This window comes from Paraburkholderia gardini (assembly GCF_907164575.1).
Taxonomy (GTDB): domain Bacteria; phylum Pseudomonadota; class Gammaproteobacteria; order Burkholderiales; family Burkholderiaceae; genus Paraburkholderia; species Paraburkholderia gardini.
This window is the reverse complement of the sequence record NZ_CAJQYY010000004.1, coordinates 165,105-180,621: the sequence shown is the minus strand read 5'-3', so window position 1 is coordinate 180,621 and position 15,517 is coordinate 165,105. Positions and strand designations below refer to the sequence as shown.

16 protein-coding genes and 2 tRNA genes are annotated in these 15,517 nt (G+C 64.5%); 7 read left to right on the top strand and 11 right to left on the bottom strand.

What is annotated here, in order from left to right; all coding sequences use genetic code 11:
• Positions 1–21: 21 nt before the first annotated feature.
• From panS to LPA34_RS05210, 3 genes are all read right to left on the bottom strand, one after another.
• A complete protein-coding gene (gene panS, locus LPA34_RS05220; protein ID WP_228975620.1) occupies positions 22–993 on the bottom strand; it encodes a ketopantoate/pantoate/pantothenate transporter PanS in 972 nt (323 codons plus the stop codon).
• A gap of 114 nt (positions 994–1,107) precedes the next feature.
• Complete coding sequence (locus tag LPA34_RS05215; protein WP_228975619.1) at positions 1,108–2,544, bottom strand: MATE family efflux transporter; 1,437 nt, start codon at positions 2,542–2,544, stop codon at positions 1,108–1,110.
• A gap of 116 nt (positions 2,545–2,660) precedes the next feature.
• Positions 2,661–2,879: an RNA-binding S4 domain-containing protein gene (locus LPA34_RS05210; protein ID WP_228975618.1), complete on the bottom strand. Its 219-nt coding sequence runs from the start codon at positions 2,877–2,879 to the stop codon at positions 2,661–2,663.
• Positions 2,880–3,164: 285 nt separating this feature from the next.
• Between LPA34_RS05210 and LPA34_RS05205 the strand changes: the two genes are divergently transcribed.
• The 3 genes from LPA34_RS05205 (at position 3,165) to LPA34_RS05195 (ending at position 6,437) form a co-directional block, all read left to right on the top strand.
• Complete coding sequence (locus tag LPA34_RS05205) at positions 3,165–3,641, top strand: hypothetical protein (protein WP_228975617.1); 477 nt, start codon at positions 3,165–3,167, stop codon at positions 3,639–3,641.
• A gap of 115 nt (positions 3,642–3,756) precedes the next feature.
• Entirely contained in the window at positions 3,757–4,029 is a 273-nt protein-coding gene (locus tag LPA34_RS05200) for a hypothetical protein (RefSeq protein WP_228975616.1), read from the top strand.
• A 230-nt stretch (positions 4,030–4,259) separates the two neighbouring features.
• Positions 4,260–6,437, top strand: coding sequence for an ATP-dependent helicase (locus LPA34_RS05195; RefSeq protein ID WP_228975614.1), 2,178 nt, complete (start codon positions 4,260–4,262; stop codon positions 6,435–6,437).
• Positions 6,438–6,540: 103 nt separating this feature from the next.
• On the opposite strand, the gene LPA34_RS05190 is transcribed toward LPA34_RS05195, so the two are convergent.
• From LPA34_RS05190 to LPA34_RS05170, 5 genes are all read right to left on the bottom strand, one after another.
• Positions 6,541–7,299: a DUF4088 family protein gene (locus LPA34_RS05190; RefSeq protein WP_228975612.1), complete on the bottom strand. Its 759-nt coding sequence runs from the start codon at positions 7,297–7,299 to the stop codon at positions 6,541–6,543.
• A 344-nt stretch (positions 7,300–7,643) separates the two neighbouring features.
• Positions 7,644–7,967: an AzlD domain-containing protein gene (locus LPA34_RS05185; RefSeq protein ID WP_228975610.1), complete on the bottom strand. Its 324-nt coding sequence runs from the start codon at positions 7,965–7,967 to the stop codon at positions 7,644–7,646.
• Positions 7,964–8,641, bottom strand: coding sequence for an AzlC family ABC transporter permease (locus LPA34_RS05180; RefSeq protein ID WP_228975706.1), 678 nt, complete (start codon positions 8,639–8,641; stop codon positions 7,964–7,966). The genes LPA34_RS05185 and LPA34_RS05180 overlap by 4 nt, the downstream gene beginning before the upstream one ends.
• 192 nt (positions 8,642–8,833) lie before the next feature.
• The gene (locus LPA34_RS05175; RefSeq protein ID WP_228975607.1) at positions 8,834–9,673 is read right to left on the bottom strand and encodes an AraC family transcriptional regulator; all 840 of its coding nucleotides are present in this window, start codon (positions 9,671–9,673) and stop codon (positions 8,834–8,836) included.
• A gap of 60 nt (positions 9,674–9,733) precedes the next feature.
• Complete coding sequence (locus LPA34_RS05170) at positions 9,734–10,222, bottom strand: CreA family protein (protein ID WP_407672497.1); 489 nt, start codon at positions 10,220–10,222, stop codon at positions 9,734–9,736.
• A 177-nt stretch (positions 10,223–10,399) separates the two neighbouring features.
• Here LPA34_RS05170 and LPA34_RS05165 point away from each other — a divergent pair, with 177 nt between their 5' ends.
• From LPA34_RS05165 to LPA34_RS05155, 3 genes are read left to right on the top strand one after another with little or no spacing between them, the layout of a single operon-like run.
• The gene (locus LPA34_RS05165; protein ID WP_228975605.1) at positions 10,400–11,143 is read left to right on the top strand and encodes a (Fe-S)-binding protein; all 744 of its coding nucleotides are present in this window, start codon (positions 10,400–10,402) and stop codon (positions 11,141–11,143) included.
• The gene (locus LPA34_RS05160; protein ID WP_228975603.1) at positions 11,140–12,531 is read left to right on the top strand and encodes a lactate utilization protein B; all 1,392 of its coding nucleotides are present in this window, start codon (positions 11,140–11,142) and stop codon (positions 12,529–12,531) included. Before LPA34_RS05165 ends, LPA34_RS05160 begins: the two co-directional genes overlap by 4 nt.
• Entirely contained in the window at positions 12,518–13,114 is a 597-nt protein-coding gene (locus LPA34_RS05155) for a LutC/YkgG family protein (protein WP_228975601.1), read from the top strand. Before LPA34_RS05160 ends, LPA34_RS05155 begins: the two co-directional genes overlap by 14 nt.
• A 106-nt stretch (positions 13,115–13,220) precedes the next feature.
• On the opposite strand, the gene LPA34_RS05150 is transcribed toward LPA34_RS05155, so the two are convergent.
• From LPA34_RS05150 to fdxA, 3 genes are all read right to left on the bottom strand, one after another.
• Positions 13,221–13,296, bottom strand: a tRNA-Asn gene (locus LPA34_RS05150).
• A 77-nt stretch (positions 13,297–13,373) separates the two neighbouring features.
• Positions 13,374–13,449, bottom strand: a tRNA-Asn gene (locus LPA34_RS05145).
• A gap of 124 nt (positions 13,450–13,573) precedes the next feature.
• On the bottom strand, positions 13,574–13,897 hold the full coding sequence (gene fdxA, locus LPA34_RS05140) for a ferredoxin FdxA (RefSeq protein ID WP_228975599.1): 324 nt from the start codon (positions 13,895–13,897) through the stop codon (positions 13,574–13,576).
• A gap of 314 nt (positions 13,898–14,211) precedes the next feature.
• Between fdxA and pncB the strand changes: the two genes are divergently transcribed.
• Positions 14,212–15,408 (top strand): nicotinate phosphoribosyltransferase, encoded by a 1,197-nt coding sequence (gene pncB / locus LPA34_RS05135; RefSeq protein ID WP_228975597.1) that lies wholly within the window; start codon positions 14,212–14,214, stop codon positions 15,406–15,408.
• Positions 15,409–15,517: the final 109 nt, after the last annotated feature.

Sequence of the window (15,517 nt, the reverse complement as noted above, 5' to 3'; positions counted from 1 at the left end):
ACGATGACCGCGAATGGCGGATTACGACGCGCCCTGGCTGCGCCCGGGCGCGAGCGGGGCGGCACCGTCAGGGTGCGTCGACCCCTTCGCCGGGCGGCCTGCCCAGTAACCCGCGAGCAGCGACCCGGACAGGTTGTGCCACACCGAGAACAGCGCGCCCGGGAGCGCGGCGATCGGCGTGAAGTACAGCTTGCCGAGCGTGGCGGCAAGGCCGGAGTTCTGCATGCCGACTTCGATGGCGAGCGTGCGGCACACGGCCTCGTCGAAGCCGAGCAGGCGGCCGCCCCAGTAACCGCCGAGCAGGCCGATCCCGTTATGCAGCACGACGCCGAGCATCACCAGGAGGCCGACGGACGCGATGCTCTTTTGCGTGCCGCCCACGACTGCCGCGATGATCAGCAGAATGGCGACCATCGAAACGAGCGGCAGCACGGGCTCGATCCTGCGCACGAAACGGCTGAACAGATGGTTCACGATCAGGCCGACGACGATTGGCAGCGCGACGATCTGCAGGATGCTCATCAGCATGCCGTGGACGTCGACCACGATCGAGGCGTCGACGTACAGGCGCGTGAGCAGCGGGGTCGCGAACACGCCGACGAGCGTCGACAGCGCGCTGATGGTGACGGACAGCGCGACATCGCCGCGCGCCAGATAGATCATGACGTTCGACGCCGTGCCGCTCGCCACGCTGCCGACGAGCACCATGCCCGCCGTGAGGTCGGGCGGCATGCGCAATGCCTTCGCGATGGCCCACGCGGCAAGCGGCATCACGAGGTAATGCAGCACGATGCCGGCCACGACCGGAGCCGGCCGCGTGAACACACGCTGGAAATCGGCCACTGAGAGCGTGACGCCCATGGCCAGCATGATGATCGTGAGCAGCGTGGTGACGTGCGGAGCGATGGGTGTTACGGACGTCGGCGAAAAACAGGCCGCGAACGAGACGAGCACGGCCCACAGGGGGAAAAGGCGGGTAGCGCGGGCGAGCATGAAAAGATCCTGTTTGCCTGGATTGACGGTAAATACGGCGCCGCTATGTAGCGGACGCTTATTTTACCGGCCGGTTTCCAGTCAGACAGGCGTTTCCAGCCATGTTTTCAGCGTTTACCGGGTAAGTCCTGGGTCGGTCGCGCTATTGGTGCCCGGCTGACCGGCCGGGATGGCGGGTACGCGTCGCAGGCTCAGGTGGTGAAAGCGCAGCGTCATCAGGAGCGCCACGCTGGCGAGGCCCGCGGCGAGGCCCCACCACAGGCCGCGCGCCCCGAGGCCAAAGTGGAACGCCAGCGTGTAGCCAGTCGGAAAGCCGATGCCCCAGTAGCCGAATGCGGCGGCGATCATCGGCACGCGGGTGTCTTTCAGGCCGCGCAGGCAGCCGGAGCCGACCGTCTGCATGCCGTCGACGATCTGGAAAATCGCCGCGACGCCAAGCAGGGACGCAGCGAGCGACACCGTCGATGCGTTCGCCGGGTCGTCGAGATGCAGATACAGACCGACGATCGCGTGCGGTGCCACGATCAGCACGGTGCCCGACAGCACCATGAAGCCGACGCCGAGCGCGATCGCCACGAACCCGGCGTGCCGGGCGGCAAGCGGTTGTCCGGCGCCCGACCAGTAGCCGACTCGCACGTTCGCTGCCTGGCCGATCGCGAGCGGCACCATGAACGCCACCGAAGCAACATTGAGCGCGATCTGGTGCGCGGCGAGCTGGGATTCGCCGAGCAGGCCGACCATCAGGCCGGTCGCGAGAAAAAGCGTCGACTCGACGCCGTAGGTGATCGCAACGGGCCAGCCGATGCCGAACAGCTCGCCCATGAGCGGCATCTCCGGACGTGTCGCCGTCACGAAATGGCGATATCTCGGACGCAGGTGGAGAAGCGCCATCAGGATGAGCGCCGTCAGCCATACCGTGATGGTCGTCGCCGCGCCCGAGCCGAGAAAGCCGAGCCTCGGCAGGCCATACGCGCCGTGAATCAGGCCGTAGTTGAGGAACGCGTTGACGCCCACGCCGCCAATCGATACCCAGAGCAGGCGCTTCGCGGCGCCGATCGCGGGCAGGAACGAGCGCATCAGGCCGATCCCGATCAGACTCGCAGGCGTGCCCCAGCGCAGCATCGCGCAGTATTCGCCGACGTTATGGGCGAGCAGCGTGGGCTCGCCGAACGCGAGCAGGATCGGACTCGCGAACGACAGCAGCGCGAACGCGGGTATCGCCAGCAGGATCGAGAGCAGGAGACCTGTCCAGTAGATGTGCGGCACGCGCTCTTCCGCCTGCGCGCCGCGCGCATGCGCGACGCTCACGCTGACGGACGTCAGCACGCCCTGCAGCAGCGTCACGACGACGAAGAACAGGTTCGCGCCGAGGCCGCCGGCCGCGAGCGCGTCGGGACCGAGCGAGCCGAGCAGGACGGTATCGGTGACACCCATCGCCATCTGCGAGAGCTGTGCGATGGCGAGCGGGGCGGCGAGGCGGGCGGTATCGGCGGCATGCCGCGATAGCGACGGTTGCGCGGCGGTTATGTGGGGCAAACCGGGTTGGGTCATGAACGAGGAACGGCGCGCGGAACGCGGTCCACGCCGTTTTCTTCTAAAAGAGACAGCTTATTGGGAAGCTGTGCCGCTGTCGATCACGAAGCACATTTCTGGTGCAATTTCTTTCGCTAACCTTCGTGGACGGCGATCCGCGTGTCGCCCAGCAGCACCACCTGGCCCGCGCGGATCTTGCAGGTCTTGCGCGTTTCGATCTGGCCGTCGACGGTCACGGCGCCGGAAGCGACGATTACTTTCGCCGAGCCGCCGCTGTCGGCGAGGCCCGTGATCTTGAGCAGGTTGTGCAGTTCGACGTAGTCGCCGGTCAGCGTGAAATCGAGGTTGGGCATGGCGCGCGCCAGTCGGGATACGACATCGAATCATAAGCCAGAAGTCTCATGGACGCACTCTGCGTGCCTGCTTTGGCCCGCTCTGCAAGCAGATGTTATCGAGTTGTCAGGAAATGAAACGTTGAGTAACACCCGGTGTTTGCGGTCGAACTTCACTCTCCAGAGGGCAGTCTGTAGAAAAGCCTGCTGCATTTTGTAGCGAGGCTCAACAGACCGGACGCGGTGCGCATTGAATGCGGCACGCCAGATTCGACGCCCGGCCGGACAACTTGAGAGAGGAAAGCCATGACCCAGATTCGTTCGCTTCTGATCGGTACCGCCCTGACCGCCCTTGCTTCGAGCGCTGCGTTCGCGCAGACAGGCGCGCAACCGGCTCCGGGCGCGACAGCCCAGCCCCAGTCCCAGATGCAGATGCCCGCCGCGCAAGGCGCTGACATGGCGCCGGCCGCACCGGCCGCGCAGGGTGTAACGCCCGTCACGCCGGCGCCGCAACGACTGGTCGCGCCGGGTTCGGCCGATCCGCTCGTCCAGAAGCGTGATGCCAACGCGCAGGCAAACGCCGAATACCGCGCGTCGAAGAAGGCTTCGAAGGCGCAGATGAAGCAGGAACAGAAGGATGCGAAGGCGCAATACAAGCAGGACGTGCGCAACGCGAAGATCAACAAGCAGGCTGACAAGGCCGCCGCGAGCAACGAAATGAACGCGCAAATGCAGGGCACGCAGGGACAGGGCGCGGCTCCGGGAACCGATACACACCAGTAACCCGTCGGTAATCGCGTCTCTTGCCCGCGCCCATTTTCCGGGCCCCGTTTCAGCCGTTTCCCCTGCCGGGACCGTTTCATGCGGAGAATGCAGACGGCACAACAGGAGGTATCCCATGAAAACCAGCACACTCATCGCGGCGCTTGTCGCAGGTTGCCTGTCGGCCGGCATGCCGGCCGCCGCTTTCGCGCAAACCGCGCCTTCGCGTGATCCGGTATCGGAGCCTGTCACGCATGCAGACAGCAAGGCCGCGAAGGAACAGTCGAAGGCTGATAAAAAGGCGGCCGTCGCTCAGGCAAAGGCGGACAGGAAGAAGACCGATGCGCAGTCCGATGCCGACAAGGCAGCGGCCGACGCTCGCGTGAAGGACGCAAAGAAGCAGGATTAACCACGCACGCCGCTCGCGTCCCCGACCCGCGTCACGGTTTCGTCCGAGCCAACGGCGTGTCGCAACGAGCGGCCCGGAGCGCTATGCGCGTCCGGGCCGTTCCTGTCTGCGTGAGCTGAAAATCCCAAAGAAAGCGCGGATCGCTTCGGTCGCCGCCATGGAGCCCCAAACAGGGCGCTTGTCGGCACGGGTTGTATGGATATACAGTATGCGTCGCCCTCCGTCACCTTATGCTCCCGACCACTGTGCTCTCCACCGCCGATTCCCCGCCCTCCAATGCCGCCGCCTGGCTCGCGAAGCTCAACGAGGCCCAGCGCGAGGCCGTCGAATTCGGTGCGGACGATTCTGGAGAACCATCCGGCGCGCTGCTGGTGATTGCCGGCGCGGGTTCCGGCAAGACGAATACGCTGGCCCATCGCGTCGCGCACCTGGTGATGAAGGGCGCCGACCCGCGCCGCATCCTGCTGCTCACGTTTTCGCGGCGCGCCGCGCAGGAAATGATCCGGCGCGTCACGCGCATCGCGGGCGCCGCGCCCGGCGCGCGGGCGGCGTTCGCCCAGGGGCTCACCTGGTCGGGCACGTTTCACAGCGTCGGCGCGCGTCTGCTGCGCGAATACGCCGATCTCATCGGTCTGTCGCCCACCTTCACGATCAACGATCGCGAAGACTCCGCCGACCTGATGAACCTCGTGCGTCACGAACTCGGGTTGTCGGCGAAAGAGAAGCGGTTCCCGTCGAAAAACACCTGTTTTTCGATCTATTCGCGCGTCGTGAACACGAGTGCAACGCTCGCCGACGTGCTCGACACCGCGTTTCCGTGGTGTCGCGAATGGGAAGCCGAGCTGCGCGCGCTCTTTGCCGCGTACGTCGCGGCCAAGCAGACGCAGAGCGTGCTCGATTACGACGACCTTCTGCTGTACTGGTCGCACATGGCGGCGGAGCCGTCGATCGCGGCCGACCTGTCGGGGCGCTTCGATCATGTGCTTGTCGACGAATACCAGGACACCAACCGCCTGCAGGCGTCGATCCTGCTCGGCATCAAGCCGGACGGGCGCGGCCTGACGGTTGTCGGTGACGACGCGCAGTCCATCTATTCGTTTCGCGGCGCGACGGTGCGCAACATCCTCGATTTCCCGGCGCACTTCGATCCGCCGGCGAAACAGGTCACGCTCGAGCGCAACTATCGTTCGACACAGCCGATTCTTGCCGCATCGAACGCCGTCATCGATCTCGCGGCCGAGCGCTTCACGAAGAACCTGTGGACCGATCGCGCATCGGCGCAACGTCCGCGTCTTGTCACCGTCGCCGATGAAGTCGATCAGGCGCGTTATGTGGTCGAGAAAGTGCTGGAGGCGCGCGAGGACGGCATGAAGCTGAAATCGCAGGCCATCCTGTTCAGGGCCGCCCATCACAGCGCGACGCTCGAGATCGAACTGACCCGGCGCAACATTCCGTTCGTCAAGTTCGGCGGCCTCAAATTCCTCGATTCGGTCCATGTGAAGGACGTCCTCGCCGTATTGCGCTGGGCGGAAAATCCGCGCGACCGGGTGGCGGGTTTTCGCGTCGTCCAGTTAATGCCGGGCATCGGGCCGGCAACGGCCGCGCGCGTGCTCGATCAGGTCGCCGAACGCGCTGGCGCGACGCCGCCGGAAGACACGGACACAGCCGTCGGCCTGTATCGCGGTGCGCAGCACACAGCGGGCGCGCTGGCGTCGTTCACGCCGCCGGCCCGCGCGGCGCAAGACTGGCAACCGTTCGTCGAACTGATGTCGCAGTTGTGTGGGCGCCAGTCGGCCTGGCCGGCGGAGTTCGAGTTGATCCGCCGCTGGTACGAGCCGCATCTGGAGCGCAATCACGAAGATGCTTCGATCCGTCAGGGCGATCTGCTGCAGATGGAAAGCATCGCGGGCACCTATGCGTCGCGCGAGCGCTTTCTGACCGAGCTGACGCTCGATCCGCCCGACGCCACCAGCGATGAATCGGGCGTGCCGCTGATCGACGAAGACTATTTAATCCTGTCGACGATCCATTCTGCGAAAGGGCAGGAGTGGCGCAACGTGTTCGTGCTGAACGGCGTCGACGGCTGCATTCCGTCGGATCTCGCGACGGGCAACGACGCCGAACTCGATGAAGAACGGCGCCTGCTCTATGTCGCGATGACGCGTGCAAAGGAGGACCTGCATATCGTCGTGCCGCAGCGCTTCTACGTGCACAACCAGACGCAACTCGGCGACCGTCACGTGTGGGCGCAGCGTACGCGGTTCATTCCGGCGCATCTGCTGCCGCTCTTCGACGCGCACGCATGGCCGCATGTGCCGGTGCCCGCCGCGCCGACGGCCGCCGGGCTTGCGGCAGCGGCCCACGCGAAGATCGAGATCGCGGCGAAGCTGAGAAAGATGTGGGATTGAGCGATGCGCCCAGCGCCGCGGGCGTGTGATCGACGCGGGCCTGCAGCGGCGCAGTGACGGCTCAGCGGCGGCTCAGTTACGGGCGCTCCGACCGCGGTCACGCTTAGCGCGACTGCCGTTGCTGGGTGCGCGGCGGCGGGGTGAAGATATTGCGCAGCCACGCGGCGAGCCGCGTGAACATGTCGTACGGTTCTTCGACGAAGATATCCGGCTTCAGGAGGCGCAGGTATTCCATGATCTGCTGCGCTTCCTGCTTCTGGAACGAGCCGTGCGAAATGCCGAGCCGCAGCAGTCCGCGCAGTTCGCCCAGCTTTTCACGCGCCATGCTGCCGACGCTCGTTTCGCAGCCGATCTTCGCTTCGTACACGCGCTGGCGCAGCGATTCCGCGAGCCGCCACGCGGGCGTCTGCATTATCTCTTCGAGCGCCTGGATGTCCTGCGCCGCCGACTTGATCTGCGCGGCGAGCGGATCGACCAGCGTCGGGTCGCCCTGTGCTTCGGTGACGATGGCCGCCGCCCAGTCGCGGCACTGCTTCGCCAGCTCTTCGGGCGTCCATTCGGAGCGCGCCGCGAAGCCGAAGCCGAACTCGTTCGCCTGACGCATCAGGATCGCGACGACGTCGGGGAATTCCTTGTCGAGTGTGCGCTTGGCCCATGCGTACTGGCCGCCCTGCAACATGCGCTGCACCGCGTGCTCCGTCAGCGGGACCATATTGTCCAGCAGCTTGGCGCGCAGAAAATCCTCGAACGAAGGCGTCGCGAACTGCGGATCGAGCTTCAGCGATACGCGCAGAAACGCGTCGAAATCCTTGCGCAATGACGCAATGGTTTCGTCTTTCAGTGAAAGGGTGATGTGACCCATAGCTTTCTGTCCCGAGTGGTCGTCCCGCGCTGCGTCTGTCTGGCGTCGCCGGCGGCCCGCCGATGGGCGATCCGCCAGACACATTGCGCGGCTGGTCCCTGTTTTCTGGCGAAACCGGCGATCGCGCCGGTCCGGCAAGGGGACGTCGACTGTTTATCGGCGGACGTCGCCAAAACTTGAGCCGGATTGATGGAGGAAGGCCACGAGACAAGGCGGGGCGGTCTGGCCCCGGTGCGCAGGTGGGCTCCGGGCGAGTGCTGTGGAACTGGCGTTATAAAAGCGATGCGGGCTGGCGGGAAGAGCCAGCGCGCGCCCGGCCGTGGAAACTGCCCGCGCCGCCGGCGCTACCTCAGCACGACGCCTTGCCACAAAAAGAAGACGGCCAGCCCGACAGCGATCGTCAGGAGCGGCCGGCGCGTGAGCGCGCTCACCAGGACGGCAGCCAATGCGCCGACCAGTTGCGGATTGCGCCATGTCAGTTCCGCGCCGCCGCCATGAGGCGACACCGCCATCGGCACGATGATGGCGGTCAGGACGGTGACCGGCACGAACCCGAGCGCGGTGCGCACGAGCGGCGGAAACACCAGCCGGTCGCCGACGATGAAAACCGTCGTGCGAATGAGCCAGGTGATCAGCGCCATGCCGAGAATGACCAGGACGTAGCTCATTGCGAGGCCTCCGCGGTGCGTCGGCGCGCGCGCTGCATTTCCGGCCGCGACAGCGCCACGCCGATCGCGACACCCGCGATCACGGCGCCGAGCAGACCGAGCTTGTACGGCCAGCCCTGCCAGAAAAAGGCGAGCGCGCCCGCGGTCGCGGCTGCGGCGATGTAGCGGAACGCGATGAGCTGCGGCACGACGATCGCGATGAACGTCGCGACCATCGCGAAATCGAGCCCGAGGGACTGCAGGCCGGGAAACGCCGCGCCGAACAGCAGGCCCGCGAGCGTCCAGATTTGCCAGTTGACGTACATCGAGACGCCGGAGCCCAGGAAATGCCATGGGCCGATCTCGCCTGGCGCGTGACGCCGGTAGTGCGTCCACGCGACGGCGAACACTTCGTCGGTGAGCAGGCCGCCGAGCACGACGCGCCAGCGCAGCGGCAGGTGCGCGACGTACGGTGCGAGCGTCGCGCTGTAGAGGACGTGGCGCAGGTTCACGACGAACGTCGTCGCCCACAGCACGATGAAGCTCGCATTGCCCGCCATGAGACCGACCGCGATGAACTGCGCCGACCCGGCGAACACGGCGAGCGACATCAGCTGCCCATGCCACAGGTGCAGCGGCCCCGATGTGACGAGCGTGCCGAAAATGACGCCGAACGGCGCGGCGCCGACCATCATGGGGATCGTGTCGCGGGCCCCCGCGACGAATTCACTGAAATGGCTGGACTGGCTCAATCTGACTTCTCCTTTGAACACGGAGCGTAGTCGTCCTGGGCGAAATGGGCTTGTACGTTCTTGCTACGGGCGGCGTTCCGGGTTCCAGGCCGCGTTGAGCAAGGGGGCAGGCGTGCCGGACGCCATCCGGGCCACTTATGCCGACTGCCAGCGCCCCGGCGGCACGCCGAACATGCGCCGGAAATGGCGTGTGAAATGGCTCTGGTCGGCGAAGCCGCTGGCGGCGGCGACGTCCGCGACCGAGGCACCCGCCCGCAGGGGTCCCAGCGCGCGTTGCAGGCGGATCTGGTTGCGCCACGCGTGGGGCGGCATGCCCGTCGCCTGCGCGAAGAGCCGCGCGGCGTGAAAGGGCGACAACCCGACGGCGCCCGCCAGATCCGACAGTTGCACCGGCGCCGCGAGGTCGGCGCCCAGTTGTGCCTGCATCCTCGCGACGCGCGGATCGTTCGCCGCGATTCTTTGCGTTTCGGGCTGCGTGCTGCCGTAGCGGGCGAGCAGCGTCGACAATGCGTCGATCATCGCGGTTTCGGCCGCGAGCAGGTCGTCGCCGGCTTCCATCAGTTGATGCGCGTGCCGCAGGCGGTACGCGAGATCGCGATCGCGAATCACGCCTGGATCGAACCACGGCAACGGTTGCGGCCTGCCGGCGAGGTCGTCGGCGATTCTCTGGAGGAAGTCGACCGGCGCGTACATCACGCGGTAGCGCCAGCCCGCATCGACGGCCCGGGAGCCAGTGTGCAGCTCGCCAGGATTGATGACCGGCACGCTGCCGGCCTCGGCGACATGGGTCGACCCGCGATAACGGTAGGTTTCCGCGCCCGCTTCGATCACCGGAATCGCGTACGCGTCGTGCCAGTGCGGCGTGAACGCCTGATCGTAATACTCGGCCGTGAGCATCTCCGCACCGGGGATGAGCGGCGTGCGCCAGTAGCGGGGGGAATCGCGAAAGCGGGTGGAAGAACCGGTCGAAGTCATGGGAAAAGTCCAGCTGGACCCGTCAGTCTAGCGCGAGCGTCCATTCGATGGGCCGACTTGTTACTTCACCGGAATTGTCGTGCCGGCCGGCATCGGTACGGCTGTGACGCTGTTTTTCGCGCTGCCCGTGGCGACGCGGTCGCTGTACGTCAGATACACGAGCGTATTGCGCTTCGGATCGACGACCCGCACCACGTGCAGCGTCTTGAAGACCAGCGACATGCGTTCGGAAAACACGTCCGACTGCTGCCTGAGCGGCCCGTTGAAGTGGATCGCGCCGACCTGCCGGCAGGCAATCGACGCCTCGGTCGGATCTTCCGCGATGCCAAGCGTCCCCTTGATGCCGCCCGTGCGCGCCCGCGACACGTAGCAGGTGATGCCGGCCACGTCCGGATCGTCATACGCCTCGACCACCACGCGATCGGAGCCCGTCAGATGGAAGTTCGTATTGACGCTCCCGACTTCCTCGCTGTGCGCGAGCGGCGCGACCCCGGCCAGCCATGCCGCTGACACGGCCATGAACGACGCCCGCAACAATGTATGTGTCATCGCAATTCCATCAGAAAACCGCCATCGTATACCGGCAGGTCGGCGTGCGGACGAGGTTTGACAGCGCCTTGCGTCCCTTTTATATTTGATGGTCAGACCAACTTTACCAATAGCGACAGGTGTGTGAATTCCGCATCGCCGTCGCACGACGTCCCCTATAACCCGTCTGGTTTACCCATGAAAGTCGCGCTGTTCATCCCCTGTTTCATCGATGCGTTCTACCCGGAAGTCGGCATTGCGACGCTCGAACTGCTAGAGCGTTTCGGCATCGACGTCGACTATCCGCAGGACCAGACCTGCTGCGGTCAGCCCATGGGCAACAGCGGCGCGCAGGTCGACGCGGCCGGCACCGAGCGCGTGTTCGCCCGCAATTTCGCGGGCTACGACTACATCGTCGGACCGTCGGCGAGCTGCACTCACCACGTGCGCGAGCATTTCACCGCCATCGAGCAGACTGGCGAAGTCTCGAAGGTGCGGGCCAGTGCCTGGGAGCTTGTCGAGTTCCTGCATGACGTAGTCGGCGTGCGGGAATTTCCGTGGGCGGAGTTTCCGCACCGCGTCGGGTTGCACAACAGTTGCAGCGCGTTGCGGCATCTGCATCAGGGATCGGTTTCGGAGATCGCCGGCATGCCGTTCTCGAAATCGCGCACGCTGCTGCAGGGCGTGAAGGGCATCGAGTTCGTGAGCCCCGCGCGACCCGACGAATGCTGCGGTTTCGGCGGCACGTTCTCGGTGACCGAAGAGGCCGTCTCGGTCCGCATGGGGCAGGACAAGGTGCGCGATCATCTGGATGCGGGCGCGCAGTACATCGTGTCGGGCGACATGTCGTGTCTGATGCATCAACAGGGCTGCGCCGAGCGGATGAAGGCGGACGCCCGCTTCATCCATATTGCGCAGGTGCTGAACGGAGCACGCGAATGAAGCGTATCGATCACGCGAAAGCGGCCGGCGAATTCATCGCGAAAGCGGATCACGTCGCGTTTCACGACAAACGGCTGTGGGATTTGCGCCAGAAGCGCGATGCGCAGGCGCACGGCATCGCCGAATGGGAGACGATGCGCGAACTCGCCTCGGGCATCAAGGAACACGCACTGTCGCATCTGTCGTCGTATCTCGAGCAGTTCGCGGATGCGGCCGGGGCCAACGGCGTCGTGGTTCACTGGGCGGCGAACGCGGAAGAGCACAACGAGATCGTCTACCGGCTCATGTCGGAGCGTGGCATGACGGCGCTCGTCAAGAGCAAGTCGATGCTCACCGACGAATGCGCGATGCGCGACTATCTGGAGCCGCGCGGCATCACGGTGATGGAAACGGATCTCGGCGAGCGCATCCAGCAACTCGATCACCAGGACCCGAGCCACATGGTCGTGCCGGCGGTCCACAAGCTGCGCGGCGACGTGGCGGAACTGTTCGGCCGCACGATCGGCACCGATCCGAAGAACAGCGACATTCACTATCTCGCCGAAAGCCAGCGCATGGACACGCGCCCGTATTTCGTGCGCGAGAAGACCGCCGGCATGACCGGCTGCAATTTCGCGATTGCGGAGACGGGCACAGTGGTCGTCTGCACGAACGAGGGCAATGCGGACCTGTCGGCCAATGTGCCGCCGCTGCATATCGCTTCGATCGGCATCGAGAAAATCATTCCGCGGATTGCCGATCTTGGCGTATTCGTGCGGATGCTCTCGCGCAGTGCACTGGGCTCGCCGATCACGCAGTACACGTCGCACTTTCGCGCACCGCGGCCCGGCACGGAGATGCATTTCATCCTCGTCGACCACGGCCGTATCGAGCGGCTCGCGATGGAGGACTTCTGGTACTCGCTCAAGTGCATCCGCTGCGGCGCCTGCATGAATACGTGTCCGGTGTACCGGCGCAGCGGCGGGCTCTCGTATGGCGGCACGTATTCGGGGCCGATCGGCGCGATCATCAACCCGACGTTCGACCTGAAGCGCTATAGCGCGCTGCCGTTCGCGTCGACACTGAATGGCAGCTGCACGAACGTGTGTCCGGTGAAGATCAATATCCACGAGCAGATCTACAAGTGGCGCGAAGTGATCGCGGTGCGCCACGAAGTGCCGTTCGTGAAGAAGGAAGTGCTGAAAATGGCGGGGCGGCTCCTCGCGAGCCCGACGCTGTATCGCGCGACGATCGCGTCGCTGGGCGGCGCGCTGAAGCGCCTGCCGAATTTCGTGCTGTATAACCCGCTCAACATCTGGGGCCGGCAACGCGAATTGCCGGACGCGCCGGCCATGACTTTCCACGAGTGGTACAAAAAGAATCGCGGAGGCCGTGATGGCAACGCGTGACGATTTCCTCGCGAGGGTGCGCGCGGCGCAGCCCGCGGGTCGGCCGCGACCCGATGTGCCGCTGTTCGCTTCGCCCGGCGGCGACCTGCGCGAGCGTTTCACCGCGGCGCTTGGCTTGATGGGTGGAACCTGCGTCGAGGCGGCAACGGCCGCGGACGTGCGCGCGCTGCTCGACGCGCGTTTCGGCGCCGACGCGGTGATCTGCAGCGCAACGTCCGAAGTGCAGGGCACGCGTGCGATGAACCCGGACACGCCGCCGGCTTCGCTGGAGGACGTCGACGTGGGCGTCGTGAGGGCGCGCTTCGGCGTCGCGGAAACCGGCTCGGTCTGGTTCAGCGAGAAAGAGTACGTGGTGAACGCGCTGGGCTATCTGGCGCAGCATCTCGTCGTGCTGCTCGACCCGACGCGGATCGTCGATGGCTTGCAGGACGTCTACCGTCGGCCGGATTTTCGCGATGCGCGCTACGCGGTGCTCGTGACCGGCCCGTCGGCGACGGCGGATATCGAAGGCGTGCTGATCCGCGGCGCGCAGGGCGTGCGGTCGCTGACGGTGGTATGGCTCGGGGGGAATGCGCAGGGCTGATCGTTCCGGCTTTACGCAACCGGTGGCTGCGTAAAGCACGGAAGGCAAAAGAGGAGTGCAGAAACAGAAAACAAAAAGGCCCGCAAAAATGCGGGCCTTCGAATTCTGGCTCCCCGACCTGGGCTCGAACCAGGGACCTACGGATTAACAGTCCGGCGCTCTACCAACTGAGCTATCGGGGAACAACAATGCAACTTGCTGCTGCGGTGCTACTTTACGTAAAAAAGCCCGTTATGGCTAACGGGCCTTTGCAATTTCTTGGCTCCCCGACCTGGGCTCGAACCAGGGACCTACGGATTAACAGTCCGGCGCTCTACCAACTGAGCTATCGGGGAACAACAACAGCAGAGAAGCGAAATTGTATGGGGTGCTTCAGGGCCTGTCAATAGCTTTTGCTCACCCCGATTGTGCTTCCGCTGCACGTGGCGCGCGGCGCTCCGGGGCGCAGACCCGCGCCGCTCAACGCTCGAGCATCGCCAGCTTTTCTTTCACGTCCTTGAAGTCGTCGGCTTCCGGCAGCGGCGTTTTGGTCTTCGTGATGCTCGGCCAGCCCTTCGCGAGATCGGCGTTCAGGGGGATGAAATCCTGCTGGTCGCCCGGCACGTCTTCTTCGGCATAGATCGCGTTCACCGGGCATTCGGCGACGCAAACAGCACAGTCGATGCACTCATCGGGATCGATCGCGAGGAAGTTGGGACCTTCGCGAAAGCAGTCCACCGGGCACACATCGACGCAGTCGGTATAGCGGCACTTGATGCAGCTTTCGGTCACAACGTGAGTCATTCAGGCAGCTCCTGCATGCGGTATCTGGGGAGGCGAAACGCCAAAACCGCTATTGTAGCGTAAGGTCAAGAGCCGTATAGGCTGGCGGTCAATGGGGGTTTATATCGTTTCGTGATTAGTTTATGGAGCGCGGCGGCTGTTGCTGGCGCGAGCCCACCCTGGCGGCCGGACGCTGGCCATCCGGCAGAGGCCCTTCGGCCCGTGTGGCGGCGCGCATTCGGGTAACATGCGACAGGTCGGTCCGTTCGGGGCATCCGGGTTACGAGGTGCCTCCTGCGGCCATCTCCGATTATTGGCAGTCCGGCTTGCACAACATGATTATTAATTCGCTGCTCGATACTGATCTGTACAAGTTCACGATGATGCAGGTCGTTCTGCATCATTTTCCCGCTGCGAATGCGGAATACAGATTTCGCTGCCGGACGCCGAACATCGATCTTGTGCCGTATATCGACGAAATCCGCGATGAGGTCCGTCAGCTCTGCCATCTGCATTTCACCGACGACGAGCTCGATTACCTGCGCCGCATGCGTTTCATCAAGGGCGACTTCATCGAGTTTCTCGCGCTTTTCCATCTGAGCGAAAAATACATTTCGATCAAGCCATCGGAGAAGGGAAACGGCGAGATCGACATCGAAATCAAGGGACCCTGGCTGCATACGATCCTCTTCGAGATTCCGATGCTCGCGATCGTCAACGAGGTGTATTTCCGCAACACGCAGCAAAAGCCGGATTACACGGAAGGGCGCGAGCGTCTGCGCGAGAAGATCCAGCTGCTGGGCGCGCGTCCGGAATTCTCCGAATGCAAGATCGCGGATTACGGCACGCGGCGCCGCTTCTCGAAGCAGTGGCATGAAGAGGTGATCCTCACGCTGAAGGACGGTCTCGGCGAGCAGTTCGCGGGCACGAGCAACGTGTTCTACGCACTCAAGCATGGCCTGACGCCGCTCGGCACGATGGCGCATGAGTACCTGCAGGCCTGTCAGGCGCTGGGGCCGCGGCTGCGCGATTCGCAGATCTTCGGCTTTGAGATGTGGGCGAAGGAATATCGCGGCGATCTGGGTATTGCGCTCTCTGACGTGTACGGCATGCAGGCGTTCCTGCGCGACTTCGATATGTACTTCTGCAAGCTGTTCGACGGGGCGCGCCACGATTCGGGCGATCCGTTCGACTGGGGCGAACGCCTGCTGAAGCACTACGAGGCGAACCGCTGCGACCCGCGCACGAAAGTTCTCGTGTTCTCCGATGCGCTCGATATTCCGAAGGTGCTCCAGCTGTATGAACGGTTCCGCGGGCGTTGCAAGCTCGCGTTCGGCGTCGGCACGAACCTCACCAACGATCTCGGCTATAACCCGCTGCAGATCGTGATCAAGATGGTCCGCTGCAATGGTCAGCCCGTCGCGAAACTCTCCGATTCGCCGGGCAAGAACATGTGCGAAGACAGGGCCTATCTCGCCTATCTGCGCCAGGTGTTCGGCATCGAATCGCCCGAGGAAGACGCCGCGAAGTAACGCAACGTCGACGTGCGCGAACACGGCCATCCGGCCAGGTGTTCGCGCGAGGGGCGGCCGGTATAATTCTCCCGATACCGCAAGGTCATGGTCATCGTCACGAGGATTG